We start from the raw sequence: 16,839 nt of genomic DNA, 5'->3' as shown, positions 1-16,839 counted from the left end.
TTGACGATGATGGCGCGGTCCAGCTAGGGCCGCGCCATCATTTTTTGGGAAAAACAGTCATGACCGATACGCCCCCCGATCACCTGTCGACCAACCCGCGCTCGCCGCATTTCAACATGGATGTGCTGCAACGCGGCATCGGCATCCGCTTCAAGGGCAAGGAGCGCACCGACGTCGAGGAATATTCGATCTCCGAAGGCTGGATCCGCGTCGCGGCTGGCAAGTCGAAGGACCGGTTCGGCCAGTCGATGACGATCAAATTGTCGGGCGAGGTCGAAGCCTGGTTCGAGGATACGGCCGCCGAGGGCGGCGAAACGTCGGACGACTGACCGGCATTTGCTGCCCAACGGCGGGTTGCGGCCGTTAGCGGACACTAGCCAAATAACCGTCGCCCCCGCGAAGGCGGGGGCCGCTGGCAACCTTGCTTAAGGCCGATGGCGGCCCCCGCCTTCGCGGGGGCGACGGTTTTTAGTCGGCGTGCGAACGGCCGCTCCCCACCCCAAAGCCGCCATTGCATGCCGGGCGCCATGGCATCGACCTTAGCTCCCAAAAGGGGGAAGCCACCCGGAGCGGCGGACCGTCCCGGATGGCTTCAATGCTCGCCAATGGCCTTAGAGGGTTGGGGGGTAAGGCTCAGTTGGCGAGCGAGGCGGCGACCAGTTGGAGGCCGTTTCCGGGTTTCCAGTCATTCTTGGTCCAGACCGGTTCATCGAAGTTATCTTGCCCGGGCATGCTGTGGCTGCCCGCATAGATGAAGCCCTGCACCGGGTTGGCGCGCAGGCCGAGATCGCCGATCGGGGCATACCAGACGCGAACCATGCTCCAGTCGCCGGCCGAGCTGACATCGATGACGCGAACATTGCGTTCGATCTGGCCGCGGCGGCCGTTGATCGGCGACCAGTTCGCATGGTCGATCAGGATTTCACGGTCGTTGACGATCTTCTTGACCACGGCGACGTGGCCGAGCGGCATGCCGCGGGTGCCGGCAAAGGCCATCACGGCGCCCTTGCGCGGCTCTTCGCCGCGTTCGTAGGTGCCGGCTGCCTGTGACCACCAGGTCTTGGCGTTGCCGCGGATTTCGACGCCCGATTCGGCGCGGGCAAAGGGGACGCACTGGAGCGCTGCGGCGGGGGTGGCGGCGAGGACACCGGCCAGCATCATGAGGGACGCCAGGGCGGCACCCAAGAAGCGATTGTGAAGCATGGATTGCGACCCCCATTTGGCTTGTCTTCAAGCGTTGGAGGCTGTTTGCCATGATCGGCGAAAGCTACCAGCCGTCTAGCGGTGAGTTGCGCCCGAACTGCGATGGGTGGCGGAACCTTTTGATAACGCTTTCGGTTCGTCGTGGCATCGCTTCGGCCCGTCGCCGCTTCGCCCGTTTCAGGCGGCTGCGGTCTCGAGCGAATCCGGGCGGCGGAACAGGGTCAGCACATCGGTCGCGGGCATCGGGCGGCCGTAATAATAGCCCTGGATGTTGCTGCAGCCGAGCGCGCGAAGCGTTTCGACTTCGACCTCGGTCTCGGCGCCCTCTGCCGTCGTCGACATGCCGAGGCTGTCGGCGAGCGCGACGACGGCACGGATGATCGCGATCGATTCGATGCTGCCCTTGGCGGCGCCGACGACGAAGCTGCGGTCGACCTTGATCGTCGAGAATTGCGTTTTGCGAAGATAGCCGAGCGACGAATAGCCGGTGCCGAAATCGTCGAGCGACAGGCGGATGCCAAGGCTGATCAACTGGTCGAGCAATTGCGCCGCGCCGCCGCCGTCGCGCAGGAAAACGCTTTCGGTGACTTCGATTTCCAGCCGTTCGGGCGTGAGGCCGCTCTGCGCCAGGGCCGAGACGACGACCGAGGCAAAGGCGGGATCGGTGAGCTGTTCGGCCGACACGTTGACCGCGACCTTGAGGTTCGATGGCCAGCGCATCGCTTCGTGGCAGGCGGTCCGCAGCACCCATTCGCCGATCGGCGAGATGAGGCGGCTGTCTTCGGCGAGCGGAATGAAACGCCCCGGCGACACATTGCCGAGCTTCTGGTTGTGCCAGCGAATCAGCGCCTCGAAACCGTTCAACGTGCCGTCGCCGGCGGTGACCACCGGCTGGTAATAAAGTTCGAACTCGCCGCGATCGAGTGCGCCGCGCAGTTCCTGTTCCATCACCCGCCGTTCCTCGGCCTGGGCATGGAGCGAGGCGACATAGGCGGCGACATGATTGCCGCCCTTGTCCTTCGATTTGTAGAGCGCCAGGTCGGCGTTGCGCGTCAGCGTTTCGACCGTCGCGCCGTCCTGCGGCCCGATCGCGAAGCCGATGCTGGCGCCGACGAACAGTTGATGATTGTCGACGACATAGGGCCGGCTGATCGCGGCGATGATTCGCTGCGCCAGTTCCTCGGCATCGAGCGCCGAGGGCAGGTCCTGCATCACCACCGCGAACTCGTCGCCGCCGAGGCGTCCGCAGGTCATGCCGCGCTCTATCATGCCCTTCAGCCGCGCCGCGACCTGCGCGAGCAGCTTGTCACCGACCGGGTGGCCGAGCGTATCGTTGACCGCCTTGAACCGGTCGAGATCGATCATCAGCAGCGCGCAGCGCGACTTGGCGTCGGTCGCATGCTTGAGTGCGCGCGCCAGTTCCTCGTTGAGGTGGAGGCGATTGGGCAGGCCGGTCAGATTGTCGAAGCGCGCCATCTTGGCAATCTGTTCGGCCGAGGCGCGTTGTTCGGTGACGTCGGATCCGACCCCCCGGAAACCGAGAAACTTGCCCGTCTCGTCGAGGCGCGGCGAGGCCGAGAGTTCCCACCAGCGCGGCTTGCCGTCGATGGTGACGGGAACGATGAGGTTGGAAAAGCTTTCACGCCGCTTCATCCGTTCGGCCATGTCGTGCAGGCTGCGGGGGAATTGCCCCGTCTCCCACGCATCGCCCGACAGCGCCTGGAGCAGCGGCACGCCTTCCAGCCCGTCGGTCGAGGCGCCGAGTGCATAAGCAAGGCGCGGCGAGACATGGACGAGGCGGCGGGCATTGTCGGTCTGCCACAGCCAGTCGGCCGAGGTTTCCTCGAACTCGCGCAGCAGCAGGCTGACGGTCTCGTTCTTCTCGTGCAGCGTCTCTTCGGCGCGACGGAAACGGACATGCGTCTTCGCGAATCGCATCGCGAAGGTGCAAAGGAGCAGGGCGGCGACAAGCGCGACCGCCGCAAGCTGCGGTGCGCCCGCGCGAACCAGCGCCGCCGCCGCCGACAGGCTGACCGGCGCGATATAGAGCACGCACACCATCGGCATGCTGTGCGCGATCATCGTCAGCGTCAGCATCATCAACAGGGCGATCGTCCAGATCGACAGGACATGGTCGAGCGTCGGAATGCCTTGCAGCCAGAAGGTGGAGGACCATAGCATCGCCGAATAGAAAGCGTGGCGATGGCACAGCCGATATTCGGGCAGGCCCGAGAGCTTGAGGTCGCCGAGCAACAGGCTGGCGAAAGCCCGGTACGACCAGAAGCTGAAGAGCAGCGCCACCGCGAACCAGCCGCCGGCGATGGCAAACGGCACCCGCAGGACCATCGTCAGCGCGGCGACCAGCGCCATGCCGAGCCCCATCCACAGGCGCAGGCTTCCCTTGCCGCGCAGCGGTGCCAGCTGGAGCTGGCGGAGGTCGCCGACATCCTCGCCGCGCGGGCCGAGCCCCAGGAGGGTTCGCGCGGGAACGTCGTCGGCAAAAATCTGGTCGGACAGCAGGCTTTTCACGAAAGCCTGTTTAAAGCGGCGGGGTTACCCGAACGTAACTATGGCTGCGGGCGCACGGTGCTTTTTTGTCCTGTGCCGGGACAAACGGCCCCGGCGTCAGGCGGCGATCGCGAAAGGCTGGATTTCGCCGGCCAGATATTGCGCGCGCGCCTTCGACCGGCTCAATTTGCCCGAACTGGTCCGCGGCAAGGTGCGCGGCGGGATCAGCTCGACGACGCAGTTCATGCCGGTGATCGCGCGGACGCGGTCGCGGATCGTTTCGCGCAGCGCCAGCCGTTCGCTGTCATCGCTGGTGCGGCACTGGACGAGGACCGCCGGGGTTTCCTCGCCGCCCGGCGCGGTGATCGCAAAGGCCGCGATATCGCCCGACTTGAAGCCCGGCAGCTGTTCGACCGCCCATTCGATATCCTGCGGCCAGTGGTTCTTGCCGTTGATGATGATCATGTCCTTGGCGCGGCCGACGATGTAGATGTAACCGTCCGACAGATAACCCATATCGCCGGTGTCGAGCCAGCCGCCGGCCATGCACGCCGCGGTCGCTTCGGGATCGCGGAAATATCCGGTCATCAGCGACGGACCGCTGCACCACACCTTGCCGACCGTCTGGTCGGGCAGCACGTTGCCGGCTTCGTCGCGGACCTCGATCACCATGTCGCGCGCGGCGCGGCCGCAGTTGACGATCGCGCGGTAACGGGTCGGGCGGCCGGCATCGCCCGCGGCGCCCGACAGTTCGGTTTCCTCGACCAGTTCGACGACGATGCCTTCGCCGGGCGGCATGATGCTGACCGCCAGCGTCGCTTCGGCGAGGCCGTAGCTCGGCAGGAAGGCGCTCGCCTTGAAGCCCGCGTCGGCAAAGGCGTCGACGAAATTCTGCATCACGTCGGGGCGGATCATGTCGGCGCCGTTGCCCGCGACGCGCCAGCGCGACAGGTCGAACCGGTCGGCGACGTGCGTCTGGCTTGATACCCGGCGCGCGCAAATGTCATAGCCGAAGGTGGGCGAATAGCTGAGCGTCGTGCCCTGGTTGCGGCTGATCAGGTCGAGCCAGGCGAGCGGACGGCGGGCGAAATCCTCGGTCTTGAGATAATCGACCGACACCTGGTTGGCGACGGGCGACAACAGGCAGCCGACGAGCCCCATGTCGTGGTACCAGGGCAGCCACGAGATACAGCGGTCGCTGTCCTGCAATTCCATGCCGTGCGAATGCGCGGCCAGATTGTTGAGCAGCGCGCCATGGGTGACCGCGACACCGTGCGGAAAGCGCGTCGATCCGCTGCTGTACTGAAGGTAGCAGGTCGCGTCGCTTTGCTGTTCGGGGAGGTCGGCGACGGGCGCCAGCCGCTGCTCGAACGCGCTCCAGTCGATCGGGGTCACGCCCTGCGCTTCGGCCGCCTCGATCGCCATCGCGGCAATTTCGGGCGGGAAGAACAGCATGACGGGATCGCAGCTGGTAAGCTGGACGCTGAGTTGGCCGACATAGGAATCGCGGCCGCCGAAGCTCGTGGGCAGCGGCAGCGGCACCGGCCAGGCGCCGGCATAGATGGTTCCAAAGAACAGCGCGGCGAATTCGGGGCCGGTTTCGGCGATCAGCGCGATGCGGTCTTCGGGCTTCACCCCGGCGGCAACCAGGCGGTGCGCGGTGGCGATCGCGTCGGCCTGCAGTTCGCGATAGGGATAGGGGCGGGTGAGCTTGCCGCGCGGATCGTGGAAATTGAGCCCGCGCGTGCCGCTGGCGGCATAATCGAGCGCTTCGCCGACGGTGGCGAAATCCGAAAAGCGGCGCGGCTGGGCGCAGGTCGTCGGTGTCGGCGTCAGCGCGTCGGCGGAAATCGCTGGATTTTGGATCGTCATGGATGCTGAGTCCCGGGAATCAGGGCGCGCGGCAACAAGCATGTCATCTTTCTGTGCCATATTATCGTGCGCGAACCCTATATTGTTGGAACAAATTGGCCCGTTTCCGGGCTTTATTGCCCGATATGGCGGTGCTGATCGTTCTCAATCAGGCCCGACTGTGGCATAAACATGGCATATGGCCAACCGCCGCGCTCTTCCCGACCGTTCAAAAAGGCCGCTCGGCGCAGCGAAGCTCGACGAATTGGCGCTCGCCTATGTCGCGCGATTCGCCACGAGCCGGGCCAAGCTGATGCGCTATCTCGCGAGAAAGGTTCGCGAATCTGAGTGGGCCGACGACATCGATGCCATGACGGTTTGCGAGGCGATTGCCGATCGGATGGAACGGCTGCGCTATCTCGATGACCGGCAATATGCCGCGATGCGCGCGGGGGCGATGACCCGCCGCGGACTGGGTGTCCGGCGCGTGAAGGCGCAGCTGTACGTCGACGGCATCGCGCCCGCGGATAGCGGTGAGGCGGTGGCGGCGGCCGAGGACGCTGCGGTCGCTGCGGCGCTCGGTTTCGCGCGCCGCCGCCGCTTCGGGCCGTTCGCGGTCCGCGCGAGCGATGACCCGAAGCTAAGCGAACGGCAGGTTGCCGCCTTTTTGCGCGCCGGGCACAGCCTGGCGCTCGCGCGCCATATCCTCGCCGTCGCGCCGGGGGACGATGATGCGCTGGCGGCGCTGGACGCTGGCGCGGCGCTCGATTAGGCCGGTCAGGTCATCAATCCGGGATAAGGATCCGCCGATGCGTGCGCTGTTTACCGCTCTTGTCCTGTCGCTCGCCCTGCCGATGGCGGCGTGCAGCACCAATGGCAGCGAGACGGAAAGCGTGGCGACGATCCCGCTGGCGATCGCCATGGCCGGCCAGACGCACCCGTTCCGGGTCGAGGTTGCGCGCACCGCCGAGGAACAGGCGCAGGGATTGATGTTCCGCACCGGCCTGCCCGCCGACGGCGGGATGATCTTTCCGTTCGAAAAGCCGCGCATTGCGAGCTTCTGGATGAAGAACACGCTGATCCCGCTCGATATGATCTTCATCCGCGCCGACGGCAGCATCGACCGGATCGCCGAAAACACCATCCCCGAGTCGCTAGAGCCCGTGGTCAGCGGCGGCGAGGTTGCGGCGGTGCTCGAACTGGCCGGCGGCACGTCGGCGCGGCTTGGCATCGACGAGACGGCCAGGATCACATGGAAAGATGGGAAATAGCGGTGCGCGGGACGGTTTGCGACTTGCGAACCGCCTTGGCTTGCCTGTAAACGCCGCAGCCATGAGCATCTTGGGCAAGATTTTCACCTGGTGGGACGGCGCGACCGTCGGCACGTTGCTGAACAGCTGGAGCACCGGCGAGAAGGTCGGCGAGGACAGCCTCGGCAACCGTTATTTCCGTGCGAAAAAGGGCGGGCGACGTTGGGTCCTCTACAATGGATCGAACGACGCGAGCCGTGTGCCACCCGAATGGCATGGCTGGCTGCACGGCACCTTCGACGAACTGCCCGGCGACGTCCTGCCCGCGCCGCGCGCGTGGGAGCAGGAACCCAGCGCCAATCTGACCGGCAGCACCGGCGCCTATCGCCCGGCGGGTGCGCTCGAACGCGGCGGGCGCCGCGCGGCGGCGACCGGCGACTATGAGGCCTGGCGGCCCGGCGCCGAGTGAGCATTTTCGTGCCGCGCCTGTCCGCGACCGTGGGCCTCGCCGCCCTGACGGCACTGGCTCTCGCGGCCTGCGACCGGTCGCCGGCGACCAAGGCGGGCGGCAGCGAGAAGGCGCCGCAGATCGCCAAATCCGAACGCGTGCCGCAGGAAGTCGGCGGAATCGAGGGCGCGACCCCGATGGCCGACCGCGTCGCGGTGCTCGGCCTGCTCAACAAGCGCAACGGCCTGGTTCGCGATCTCGAGATGAAGCCCGGCGATTCGGCGCGCGTTGGCCGCGCTATCGTGCGCCTGCGCGCGTGCGAGGCGACCGCGCCATGGGAAGACCCGCCTGAAACCGGCGCCTTCGTCCAGCTGACGGTGCAGGATCAGCGCGACGATAAATGGTATCGCGTCTTTTCTGGCTGGCTGTTCAAGGAACGCCCCGACCGCAACGTGATCGAGCACCCGATCTACGACGTCTATGTCAAAAGCTGCGCGATGACATATCCGGGCGGCGAGCCCGTCGCCCGGTCGGCACCGAAGGCGGTGCCGGGCGCAGCACCCAAGGCGTCGAGCGCCCCCCAGTCGCCCGCGGCGAACGGCGGCGCGGGAACGCCCGCACCGGCCGCTGCCCCGGCTGTCCCTGCGCCTGCACCCAAGGCATCGCCGCCGCCGCCCTCCGACAACACCGAATAAAGCTGCGCCAGATAGTCGCGCTGGGGGATTTCGATCGCGCCCAGGCTGGCGAGGTGCGGCGTGATGAACTGACAATCGAGCAACTGCCAGCCGCCGGCGCGTAGCCGCGCGACGAGATGCGCGAGCGCGACCTTCGACGCGTCGCGCGCCCGGCTGACCATCGATTCGCCGAAAAAGGCGCGCCCGAGCGTCACGCCATAGAGGCCGCCGGCGAGCTCGCCGTCCAGCCAGCATTCGACGCTGTGGGCATGGCCAAGGCGGAACAATCGTTCGTAGCTCGCCTTGATCACCGGATTGATCCACGTCGTCGGCCGGTCATCGGCCGCCTCGGCGCACAGCGTCATCATCGTGGAAAAGGCGGTGTCGGTGGTCACGCGAAAATGGTCGCCGAGGATCACCTTCTTCAGGCTGCGCGACAGATGGAAGCCGCCCAAGGGCAGGATCGCGCGCAGCCGCGGTTCGACCCAATGGACCGACGGATCGTCCGCCCCGTCGGCCATCGGGAAAAGACCCTGCGCATAGGCGCTGAGCAGCAGCGCAGGGTCGATGGTTTCGATGTGCCGTGTCAGCTTACGGGCTTCACGAATTTCAGCGTCATGCGGTCCGATTCGCCGATCGCCACATATTTTGCGCGGTCCGTGTCGCCCTCGGTCAGCACCGGGGGCAGTGTCCACACGCCCTTTTCATAATCATGCGTGTCCTTGGGATTGGCGTTGATGTCGCTTTCGCCGGCGAGCTTGAAGCCTGCCGCCTCGGCAAAGCCGACGATCGACGAGCGCTTCATATAGCCGCTCTTTTCCTCCAGCGCCGCATCCATCTCCTCGGGCAGCCGGTGGTCGACGACCCCCAGGGTACCGCCGGGCTTCAGCATCGCGAAGATCTGCTTGAACGCATCGGCGGTCTTGTCGGTGCCGCCGAAACGCCAATTGTGGACGTTGCGAAAGGTCAGCACGACATCGGCGCTGCCGTCGGGAATTTTCGTGCCCGCGCCGGTGCCCGGAAATTCGGCGAGCTTGACCGCGCCATAGGTGGCGGCATCGGCCGCCTGCTTTTCCTTGATCTTGTTCAGCCCCTTTTCCCACGGCGCCGCGACATAAAGGGTGCCGCCGCCGGCCTTGGTCAGGGGGGCGAGGATTTCGGTGTACCAGCCGCCGCCGGGCCACAGTTCGACGATCGTGTCGCCCGGCTTCACGCCGAAGAAGGCCAGCGTTTCGGCCGGGTGGCGCCAGGTATCGCGCGGCGTGTTCGCGGGGCTGCGGGTGGGGGCGGCAACCGCGGCTGCGATTGCAGCGGCGTCGGCGCCTTGAGCGGAGTGCGCGGCGTGACCTGCGTGGCCGTCCTGCGCCAGCACGGGCAGAGGACCGGAAAGGGCGATGGCGGCACTTGCAACCAGCAACAGGGAACGCATATGGGCACCTCTCTCTTGGGGGGAATGCCCCTGTTTGCGTAGGGATGCGCGGCAATGCAAGTATCCATGCTCTCGCTCGGCATCGGCGCCGCCGCGCTGTTCGGTTTTGCCGAGGTCGCCGACTGGCGCCGTCGCCATCGCCGCGACGTCGACCGGGTCGGCTTCATGCCGTGGCGCGGGATCGCGATGCTCTCCGCAATGGTCGCGCTGTTGTCGACCGCGGTCTGGCTGCACCAGTGACCTGCCGCCGGTGACGACGCTTTCCGTCATCGATATTTCGCCGCTCCGCGCGATGGACGACGCCGCGGCCATTGAACGCGTTGCGGCCGAAATCGGTGCGGCGAGCGCCGAGTTCGGCTTTTTCTATGCCGACGGACACGCGATACCGGACAGCCTGTCGACGCGGCTGGAGATGGCGAGTCGCCGCTTTTTTGCCCTGCCTGAGGTGGAGAAGGCGCGGATTGCGATGGTGCACGGCGGAATTGCCTGGCGCGGCTGGTTTCCGCTTGGTGGCGAACTGACGTCGGGGCTTCCCGACCGCAAGGAGGGACTCTATCTCGGCGAGGAACTGGCTCCCGACGATCCGCGCGTGATCGCCGGCTGGCCGCTGCACGGCGCCAACCTCTGGCCGTCGGCGGTGCCCGAACTGCGGCAGGCGGTCGACGACTATCTGGACGCCGCGGTCGCCGCCGCCGAGGCACTGATGCGCGGTATGGCGCGCGCGCTCGGTCTGTCCGCGGACCATTTCGCGGCGGGCATGACGCGGCGTCCGACGCTGCTGTTTCGCATTTTCCACTATCCTCCGGGCGGCGAATCCGACCGCTTCGGGGTTGGCGAGCATAGCGACTATGGGTTGCTCACCTTGCTCGGCCAGGATGGGCATGGCGGTCTGGAGGTGCGCGCCGCGAACGGCGACTGGATCACGGTGCCGTCGAAGGGACGGATGCTGGTCGTCAACATCGGTGACATGTTCGAACGATTGACGCGCGGCCGTTTCCGGTCCGCACCGCACCGCGTGATCAACGCGTCGGGCCGCGAGCGCCTGTCGTGGCCGCTGTTCTACGACCCCGATTTCGCCGCACCGGTTGATCCGTTGCCGATCGCCGGAACCGACCGCAGCCTGCCGCGCTGGGATGGGGCCGACGTCCACGCCGCGGGCGGCACCTATGGCGATTATCTTTTGGGCAAGGTCGGCAAGGTCTTTCCCGATCTCGCTGGACCGGCGTTCGGCGACTAGGGTTTGACCCTGGGCCTCACAGGCACGCCTCCAGATACGGCTGGTCGAACCCGTACTGGCGCGCTTTTTCGAGTGTATAGGGGCGCAGGCCCATGGCGCGATATTCGCCGACGATCTTGCCGTCCTTGTCCTCGTCGAGATATTCGAACTTGAACAATTCCTGGGTGACGATGACGTCGCCTTCCATGCCGATCACCTCGGTGACGTTGGTGACGCGGCGCGACCCGTCGCGCAGGCGCTTGATCTGGACGATCATGTCGACCGAATCGGCAATCTGCTTCGAGATCGCTTCCTTCGGGATCTTGATGTCGCCCATCAGCACCATATTTTCCATACGGCCGAGGCATTCGCGCGGGCTGTTGCTGTGCAGCGTACACATCGACCCGTCGTGACCGGTGTTCATCGCGGCGAGCAGATCGAAACATTCCGCGCCACGGACTTCGCCCATGATGATGCGGTCGGGACGCATACGCAGCGCGTTTTTGACGAGGTCGCCCATATGGATCGCACCATTGCCCTCGAGATTCGCGGGGCGCGTTTCGAGCGGCAGCCAGTGCGGCTGCTGCAGGCGAAGTTCGGCGGCGTCTTCGATGGTCAAAACCCGTTCGCCGGGGTCGATCATCTTCGACAGGGCGTTGAGCATCGTCGTCTTGCCCGAACCCGTGCCGCCCGAGATGACGATGTTGAAGCGGCTGGCGCCCGCGATCTTCAGCGCGGTGCACATTTTCTGGCTCATCGCGCCCCACTGGCAGAGCATGTCGAGCGTGATCGGCTTCGCCGAGAATTTACGAATCGAGATCGCGGTACCGCGCAGGCTCAGCGGCGGGACGATGACGTTGACGCGGCTGCCGTCCTTGAGGCGGGCGTCGGCGAGCGGGGTGGTTTGGTCGACGCGGCGGCCGACAAGGTTGCAGATGCGCTGCGCGATCTGGAACAGATGCTGTTCGTCGCGGAACTGGATCGGCGCGATGACCAGCTGGCCTTTGCGTTCGATGTAGGTCTGGTAGGGTCCATTGACCATGATGTCGCTGATGTCGGGATCGGCGAGCAATTCCTCGAGCGGGCCGAATCCGAGCAGTTCGTCGACGAGCACCTTTTCGAGCGCAAACTGTTCGCGGCGGTTCAGGGTGATGCGCAGTTCCGCGAGCACTTCGAGGATGATCGGGCGGAATTCCTCGGTCAGTTCGTCCTTGCTCAGCGTTGCCGCCGCCTCGGGATCGACGCGTTCGAGCAGGCGCGGCAGTACCTGTTCCTTGATCTTGTGGACGCTGGCTTCGAACCCTTGCGCCTTTTCAGGCTCTGCCATGTCGGCGGTCGAACGCTGGTTCAGCCGCTCCATCGCTTCCATTTCGGGCGACATCGGCCCCGACGGCATTTCGGCGACCGGCGCCTGGTCGATCGCGGGAAATTGGGTGCCGCCGGCCGCGCCGGCGCCGCCCTGCATCGGTTTTGCCACGCCGAAGGCCGGGCGGCCAGCGGTTCCGGGTCGACGTCCGAATGCACTCATCGCTAGATCCTGCCTCTATTCCATACGAGGAAACCGCGGCGATTGCCGGCGGACCCCCCAATCCGACAGGGTGAATAAAGCGGAAACTTTGACATTATCCTAATGCGGGCGGAGGGCATGCGGCGGGATGCCGGCTTCGGGGTGGGAAACTGCCCTTGCTTCACCGACCCTCGTCATCCCGGGCTTGACCCGGGATCCCGTTTTTTTGGGGGGGCACCGACAGTTTCGGCATCAAGCGGGGCCCCGGATCAAGCCCGGGGTGACGAGGAAAAGAACGTCTGCTCCCGCCCGAAACCGGGCAATCCCGATAATTTCCCCGCCCCCAAATGAAAAAGCCCGCATCCTTGCGGACACGGGCGTTTTCATTCGATCGGGCGAAAGATCAGGCTGCGATATGTTCCGCGAGCACGGTCAGCCCGGCTTCGTTGACTTCGGCAAAGCCGCCTTCGACCTCGATCGTTTCGGGTGCGGCGCCGTTGGACGCATAGATGGTCAGCGGACCGTTGCGCAGCGTCGCCATGAAGGGGGCATGGCCTTCGAGCACCGAGAAATCGCCTTCGCTGCCCGGCACGGTGACCATATAGACCTCGCTCGACCTTTCGAGGCGGGCGGGGGTGACGAGTTCGAACTTGAGGGCCATTTTCTGATCCTTGGCCCCCTCCCCGCAAGGGGAGGGGCGATAGGGTTTGTTATGCCGCGTCTTCGGCGAGCTTCGCGGCCTTGGCGATCGCTTCGTCGATGCCGCCGACCATGTAGAAAGCGGCTTCGGGCAAATGGTCATATTCGCCGTCGACCACCGCCTTGAACGATTTCACCGTGTCTTCGATCGCCACGAACTTGCCGGGGATGCCGGTGAAGACTTCGGCGACGTGGAACGGTTGGCTGAGGAAGCGCTGGATCTTGCGCGCGCGGGCGACGACCAGCTTATCTTCTTCCGACAGCTCGTCCATGCCGAGGATCGCGATGATGTCCTGGAGCGACTTGTACTTCTGCAACGTTTCCTGAACGCGGCGGGCGGTTTCATAATGCTCCTGGCCGACGGTCGCGGCGGTCAGCACGCGGCTGGTCGAATCGAGCGGATCGACCGCCGGATAGATGCCGAGTTCCGAAATCGCGCGGTTCAGCGTCGTCGTCGCGTCCAAGTGGGCGAACGAGGTCGCGGGCGCCGGGTCGGTCAAGTCGTCCGCGGGGACGTAAATGGCCTGCACCGAGGTGATCGAGCCCTTGTTCGTCGAGGTGATGCGTTCCTGCAGCGCGCCCATGTCGGTCGCGAGGGTCGGCTGATAGCCCACCGCCGAAGGAATACGGCCGAGCAGCGCCGACACTTCCGAACCCGCCTGGGTGAAGCGGAAGATGTTGTCGACGAAGAACAGCACGTCCTGGCCTTCTTCGTCGCGGAAATATTCGGCCATGGTGAGGCCCGACAGCGCGACGCGAGCGCGGGCACCCGGGGGCTCGTTCATCTGGCCGAACACCAGCGCCACCTTCGACCCGTCGGGGGTCGGGTTGCCGTCGGCGTCCTTGGCGATAACCCCGGCGTCGAGGAATTCGTGATAGAGGTCGTTGCCTTCGCGGGTGCGTTCACCGACGCCCGCGAACACCGACACGCCGCCATGGCCCTTGGCGATGTTGTTGATCAGTTCCTGGATGAGCACGGTCTTGCCGACGCCCGCACCGCCGAACAGGCCGATCTTGCCGCCCTTGGCGTAAGGCGCGATCAGGTCGATGACCTTGATGCCGGTGACGAGGATCGCGGCTTCGGTCGACTGGTCGACGAATTCGGGGGCCTTGGCGTGGATCGGCGCGACCGCGGTGGCCTTCACCGGGCCCTGTTCGTCGATCGGCTCGCCGATGACGTTGAGGATGCGGCCGAGCGTCTGCGGACCGACGGGGACCGAAATCTGTGCGCCGGTGTCGGTCACCGGCTGGCCGCGGACGAGGCCGTCGGTCGCGTCCATCGCAATCGTGCGGACGGTGTTCTCGCCGAGATGCTGCGCGACTTCGAGAACGAGGCGGTTGCCGTTGTTGTCGGTTTCGAGCGCGTTCAGAATCGCGGGCAGGGTGCCGGTGAACTGGACGTCGACGACGGCGCCGATGACCTGGGCGATGCGGCCGGTCGCGGTGCCGGTGCTTGCGGCCTTGGGTGCGGCGGCCTTCTTCGGCGCAGCAGCCTTGGGCGCAGCGGCCTTCTTGGCGGGAGCCTTCTTTTCAGGGGCGGGAGCGGTTGCCATTGGTTTCTTCCTTGCTTGGATAGCTTAGAGCGCTTCCGCGCCAGCAATGATTTCGATGAGTTCGGTCGTGATCGCCGCCTGACGCGTGCGGTTGTAAACGATGGTCAGCTTGTTGATCAGGTCGCCCGCGTTGCGCGTCGCATTGTCCATCGCGGTCATCGACGCACCCTGTTCGGACGCGGCGTTTTCCAGCAGACCCTTGAATATCTGGATGGTGACGTTGCGCGGCAGCAGGTCGGCGAGGATCGCTTCCTCGTCGGGCTCATATTCGACTGCGGCGCCGCTCGATGTCGGAACGTCGGCGGGCGGCGGAACCGGGATCATCTGCTGGCCGGTCGCTTCCTGGAGCAGCGCCGAACGGAACTTCGAATAGAAGAGATGCGCGACATCGAACGCGCCGGCTTCATAAAGCTCCATCAGCTGCGCGGCGACTTCGTGCGCCTGGTCGAAGCCGATATTGCGGACGCCGGTGGTTTCGTAATTTTCGATGACCTGGCCGGGGAAGAGGCGGTTGATCACCGGACGGCCCTTGCGGCCGACGAGGTAGAAGATGACCTTCTTGCCTTGGGCCTGCAGTTCGAATGCCTTGTCGCGCGCGGCCTTGACGATGTTCGAGTTGAAGGCGCCGGCCAGCCCGCGGTCGCTGTTGAGCACGACGAGCAGGTGCGTGTCGCTCTTGCCGGTGCCCGACAAAAGCTTCGGCGCCGAATCGGACACGCCGACCTTCGACGCCAGGCTGGCGACGACGCGTTCGAGCCGCTCGGCGTAGGGACGCGCGGCCTCGGCCGCGGCCTGCGCCTTGCGCAGCTTCGCCGCGGCGACCATCTTCTTGGCCTTGGTGATCTTCTGGGTCGATTTGACCGAGACGATGCGACCTTTGAGTTCCTTCAGACTGGCCATTAAGCCCTATCCTTGTGTCCCGGCAAACGCCGGGATCGCTGTGGGCCCCGGCTTGCGCCGGGGAACAGATTTACGCGAAAATCTTGGCGAAGGCGTCGAGCGCCGCGACTAGGGCCTTCTTGGCGTCGTCGCCCAGATCCTTGGTGTCGCGGATCGTCTTCAGCACATCGGGGTGGTCACTGCGCAGATAGGCGAGCATCGCCTGCTCGTAGCGCGACACGTCGGTCGTCGCGACGGCGTCGAGATAGCCGTTGGTGCCGGCGAAGATCGACGCCGTCTGTTCTTCGAACGGCATCGGCTGGAACTGCGGCTGCTTCAAGAGCTGGGTCAGGCGTGCGCCGCGGCCCAGCAGCTTCTGCGTCGACGCGTCGAGGTCCGAACCGAACTGCGCGAAGGCTTCCATCTCGCGATACTGCGCGAGTTCGAGCTTGATCGAGCCCGACACCTTCTTCATCGCCTTGGTCTGCGCGGCCGAGCCGACGCGCGACACCGACAGGCCGACGTTGATCGCGGGGCGGATACCGGCGTTGAACAGGTTGGTTTCGAGGAAGATCTGGCCGTCGGTGATCGAAATCACGTTGGTCGGGATGTACGCCGACAAGTCGCCCGCCTGCGTTTCGATGATCGGCAGCGCGGTGAGCGATCCCGAACCATTGTCGCTGTTCATCTTCGCGGCGCGCTCGAGCAGGCGGCTGTGCAGATAGAAAACGTCGCCCGGATAGGCTTCGCGGCCCGGCGGGCGGCGCAGCAGCAGCGACATCTGGCGGTAAGCGACGGCCTGCTTCGACAGATCGTCATAGACGATCACGGCGTGCATGCCGTTGTCGCGGAAAAATTCGCCCATCGTCACGCCGGTATAGGGGGCGAGGTAGAGCAGGGGTGCGGGTTCCGACGCGGTCGCGGCGACGACGATCGAATATTCCATCGCGCCATTTTCTTCGAGCTGGCGGACGATCTGCGCGACGGTCGAGCGCTTCTGGCCGACGGCGACATAGATGCAATAGAGCTTCTTGCTCTCGTCATCGCCCTTGTTGACTTCGCGCTGGTTGATGAAGGTGTCGATCGCGACGGCGGTCTTGCCGGTCTGGCGGTCGCCGATGATCAGTTCGCGCTGGCCGCGGCCGACGGGGACGAGCGCGTCGAGCGCCTTGACGCCGGTCTGGACGGGTTCGTGCACGCCCTGGCGCGGGATGATGCCCGGCGCCTTCACTTCGACGCGCATGCGCTTGTCGGCCTTGATCGGGCCCTTGCCGTCGATCGGATTGCCGAGGCCATCGACGACGCGGCCGAGCAGGCCCTTACCGACGGGAACGTCGACGATCGTACCGGTGCGCTTGACGACATCGCCTTCCTTGATCTCGGCGTCGCTGCCGAAGATCACGATGCCGACGTTGTCGGCTTCGAGGTTGAGCGCCATGCCCTGCACGCCATTGGCGAATTCGACCATTTCACCGGCCTGGACATTGTCGAGGCCGTGGACGCGGGCGATGCCGTCGCCGACCGACAATACCTGACCGATCTCGCTGACCGTTGCGTCGGTGCCGAAATTGGCGATCTGGTCCTTGATGACCTTGCTGATTTCAGCGGCGCGGATTTCCATG

16 protein-coding genes and 1 pseudogene are annotated in these 16,839 nt (G+C 65.5%); 7 read left to right on the top strand and 10 right to left on the bottom strand.

Going from position 1 to position 16,839, the window contains the following annotated elements; genetic code table 11:
• The first annotated feature begins 59 nt into the window (after nt 1-59).
• A complete protein-coding gene (locus FHR22_RS19185; RefSeq protein WP_166945280.1) occupies nt 60-329 on the top strand; it encodes a DUF3297 family protein in 270 nt (89 codons plus the stop codon).
• Nucleotides 330-633: 304 nt separating this feature from the next.
• Here the strand turns inward: FHR22_RS19185 and FHR22_RS19180 are convergent, their stop codons facing one another.
• The 3 genes from FHR22_RS19180 to FHR22_RS19170 all read right to left on the bottom strand — a co-directional run bounded on the left by FHR22_RS19180 (nt 634) and on the right by FHR22_RS19170 (nt 5,583).
• Nucleotides 634-1,203 (bottom strand): CHAP domain-containing protein, encoded by a 570-nt coding sequence (locus FHR22_RS19180; protein WP_166945279.1) that lies wholly within the window; start codon nt 1,201-1,203, stop codon nt 634-636.
• A gap of 177 nt (nt 1,204-1,380) precedes the next feature.
• Nucleotides 1,381-3,732, bottom strand: a complete 2,352-nt coding sequence (locus tag FHR22_RS19175) for an EAL domain-containing protein (protein ID WP_166945278.1) — start codon at nt 3,730-3,732, stop codon at nt 1,381-1,383.
• Nucleotides 3,733-3,828: 96 nt separating this feature from the next.
• Nucleotides 3,829-5,583, bottom strand: a complete 1,755-nt coding sequence (locus FHR22_RS19170; protein ID WP_166945277.1) for a fatty acyl-AMP ligase — start codon at nt 5,581-5,583, stop codon at nt 3,829-3,831.
• Nucleotides 5,584-5,761: 178 nt separating this feature from the next.
• Here FHR22_RS19170 and FHR22_RS19165 point away from each other — a divergent pair, with 178 nt between their 5' ends.
• The 4 genes and pseudogenes from FHR22_RS19165 to FHR22_RS22430 form a co-directional block, all read left to right on the top strand.
• Nucleotides 5,762-6,334 carry a regulatory protein RecX gene (locus FHR22_RS19165; RefSeq protein WP_166945276.1) on the top strand — a complete coding sequence of 191 codons (573 nt, stop codon included), beginning with the start codon at nt 5,762-5,764 and terminating at the stop codon, nt 6,332-6,334.
• 37 nt (nt 6,335-6,371) lie between these two features.
• Nucleotides 6,372-6,833, top strand: coding sequence for a DUF192 domain-containing protein (locus tag FHR22_RS19160; RefSeq protein WP_166945275.1), 462 nt, complete (start codon nt 6,372-6,374; stop codon nt 6,831-6,833).
• Nucleotides 6,834-6,894: 61 nt separating this feature from the next.
• Nucleotides 6,895-7,281, top strand: a complete 387-nt coding sequence (locus FHR22_RS19155; protein ID WP_166945274.1) for an NADH:ubiquinone oxidoreductase subunit NDUFA12 — start codon at nt 6,895-6,897, stop codon at nt 7,279-7,281.
• A 176-nt stretch (nt 7,282-7,457) separates the two neighbouring features.
• A pseudogene (locus FHR22_RS22430) lies at nt 7,458-7,694 on the top strand (DUF2155 domain-containing protein); the annotation flags it as partial.
• 44 nt (nt 7,695-7,738) lie between these two features.
• Here the strand turns inward: FHR22_RS22430 and aat are convergent.
• Both aat and FHR22_RS19140 read right to left on the bottom strand, forming a co-directional pair.
• The gene (gene aat / locus FHR22_RS19145) at nt 7,739-8,512 is read right to left on the bottom strand and encodes a leucyl/phenylalanyl-tRNA--protein transferase (RefSeq protein WP_166945347.1); all 774 of its coding nucleotides are present in this window, start codon (nt 8,510-8,512) and stop codon (nt 7,739-7,741) included.
• An 8-nt stretch (nt 8,513-8,520) separates the two neighbouring features.
• Nucleotides 8,521-9,363 (bottom strand): class I SAM-dependent methyltransferase, encoded by an 843-nt coding sequence (locus tag FHR22_RS19140; protein ID WP_166945273.1) that lies wholly within the window; start codon nt 9,361-9,363, stop codon nt 8,521-8,523.
• Nucleotides 9,364-9,417: 54 nt separating this feature from the next.
• Between FHR22_RS19140 and FHR22_RS19135 the strand changes: the two genes are divergently transcribed.
• Nucleotides 9,418-9,603 carry a hypothetical protein gene (locus FHR22_RS19135; RefSeq protein WP_166945272.1) on the top strand — a complete coding sequence of 62 codons (186 nt, stop codon included), beginning with the start codon at nt 9,418-9,420 and terminating at the stop codon, nt 9,601-9,603.
• A gap of 10 nt (nt 9,604-9,613) precedes the next feature.
• Nucleotides 9,614-10,600: an isopenicillin N synthase family oxygenase gene (locus FHR22_RS19130; protein ID WP_166945271.1), complete on the top strand. Its 987-nt coding sequence runs from the start codon at nt 9,614-9,616 to the stop codon at nt 10,598-10,600.
• A gap of 16 nt (nt 10,601-10,616) precedes the next feature.
• Here the strand turns inward: FHR22_RS19130 and FHR22_RS19125 are convergent, their stop codons facing one another.
• The 5 genes from FHR22_RS19125 to atpA all read right to left on the bottom strand — a co-directional run bounded on the left by FHR22_RS19125 (nt 10,617) and on the right by atpA (nt 16,838).
• A complete protein-coding gene (locus FHR22_RS19125; RefSeq protein ID WP_166945270.1) occupies nt 10,617-12,107 on the bottom strand; it encodes a TadA family conjugal transfer-associated ATPase in 1,491 nt (496 codons plus the stop codon).
• Between the two features lie 382 nt (nt 12,108-12,489).
• On the bottom strand, nt 12,490-12,747 hold the full coding sequence (locus tag FHR22_RS19120; protein ID WP_166945269.1) for an ATP synthase F1 subunit epsilon: 258 nt from the start codon (nt 12,745-12,747) through the stop codon (nt 12,490-12,492).
• 49 nt (nt 12,748-12,796) lie between these two features.
• Nucleotides 12,797-14,338: a F0F1 ATP synthase subunit beta gene (gene atpD / locus FHR22_RS19115; RefSeq protein ID WP_208417805.1), complete on the bottom strand. Its 1,542-nt coding sequence runs from the start codon at nt 14,336-14,338 to the stop codon at nt 12,797-12,799.
• A 24-nt stretch (nt 14,339-14,362) separates the two neighbouring features.
• On the bottom strand, nt 14,363-15,238 hold the full coding sequence (locus tag FHR22_RS19110) for a F0F1 ATP synthase subunit gamma (protein WP_166945268.1): 876 nt from the start codon (nt 15,236-15,238) through the stop codon (nt 14,363-14,365).
• A 70-nt stretch (nt 15,239-15,308) separates the two neighbouring features.
• Nucleotides 15,309-16,838: a F0F1 ATP synthase subunit alpha gene (atpA, locus tag FHR22_RS19105; RefSeq protein ID WP_166945267.1), complete on the bottom strand. Its 1,530-nt coding sequence runs from the start codon at nt 16,836-16,838 to the stop codon at nt 15,309-15,311.
• Between the last annotated feature and the right edge of the window lies 1 nt (nt 16,839).

The organism is Sphingopyxis panaciterrae (assembly GCF_011762125.1).
Classification (GTDB): Bacteria; Pseudomonadota; Alphaproteobacteria; order Sphingomonadales; family Sphingomonadaceae; genus Sphingopyxis; species Sphingopyxis panaciterrae.
The sequence above is the reverse complement of the archived record's forward strand: the minus strand, read 5'-3'. Positions and strand labels throughout refer to the sequence as shown.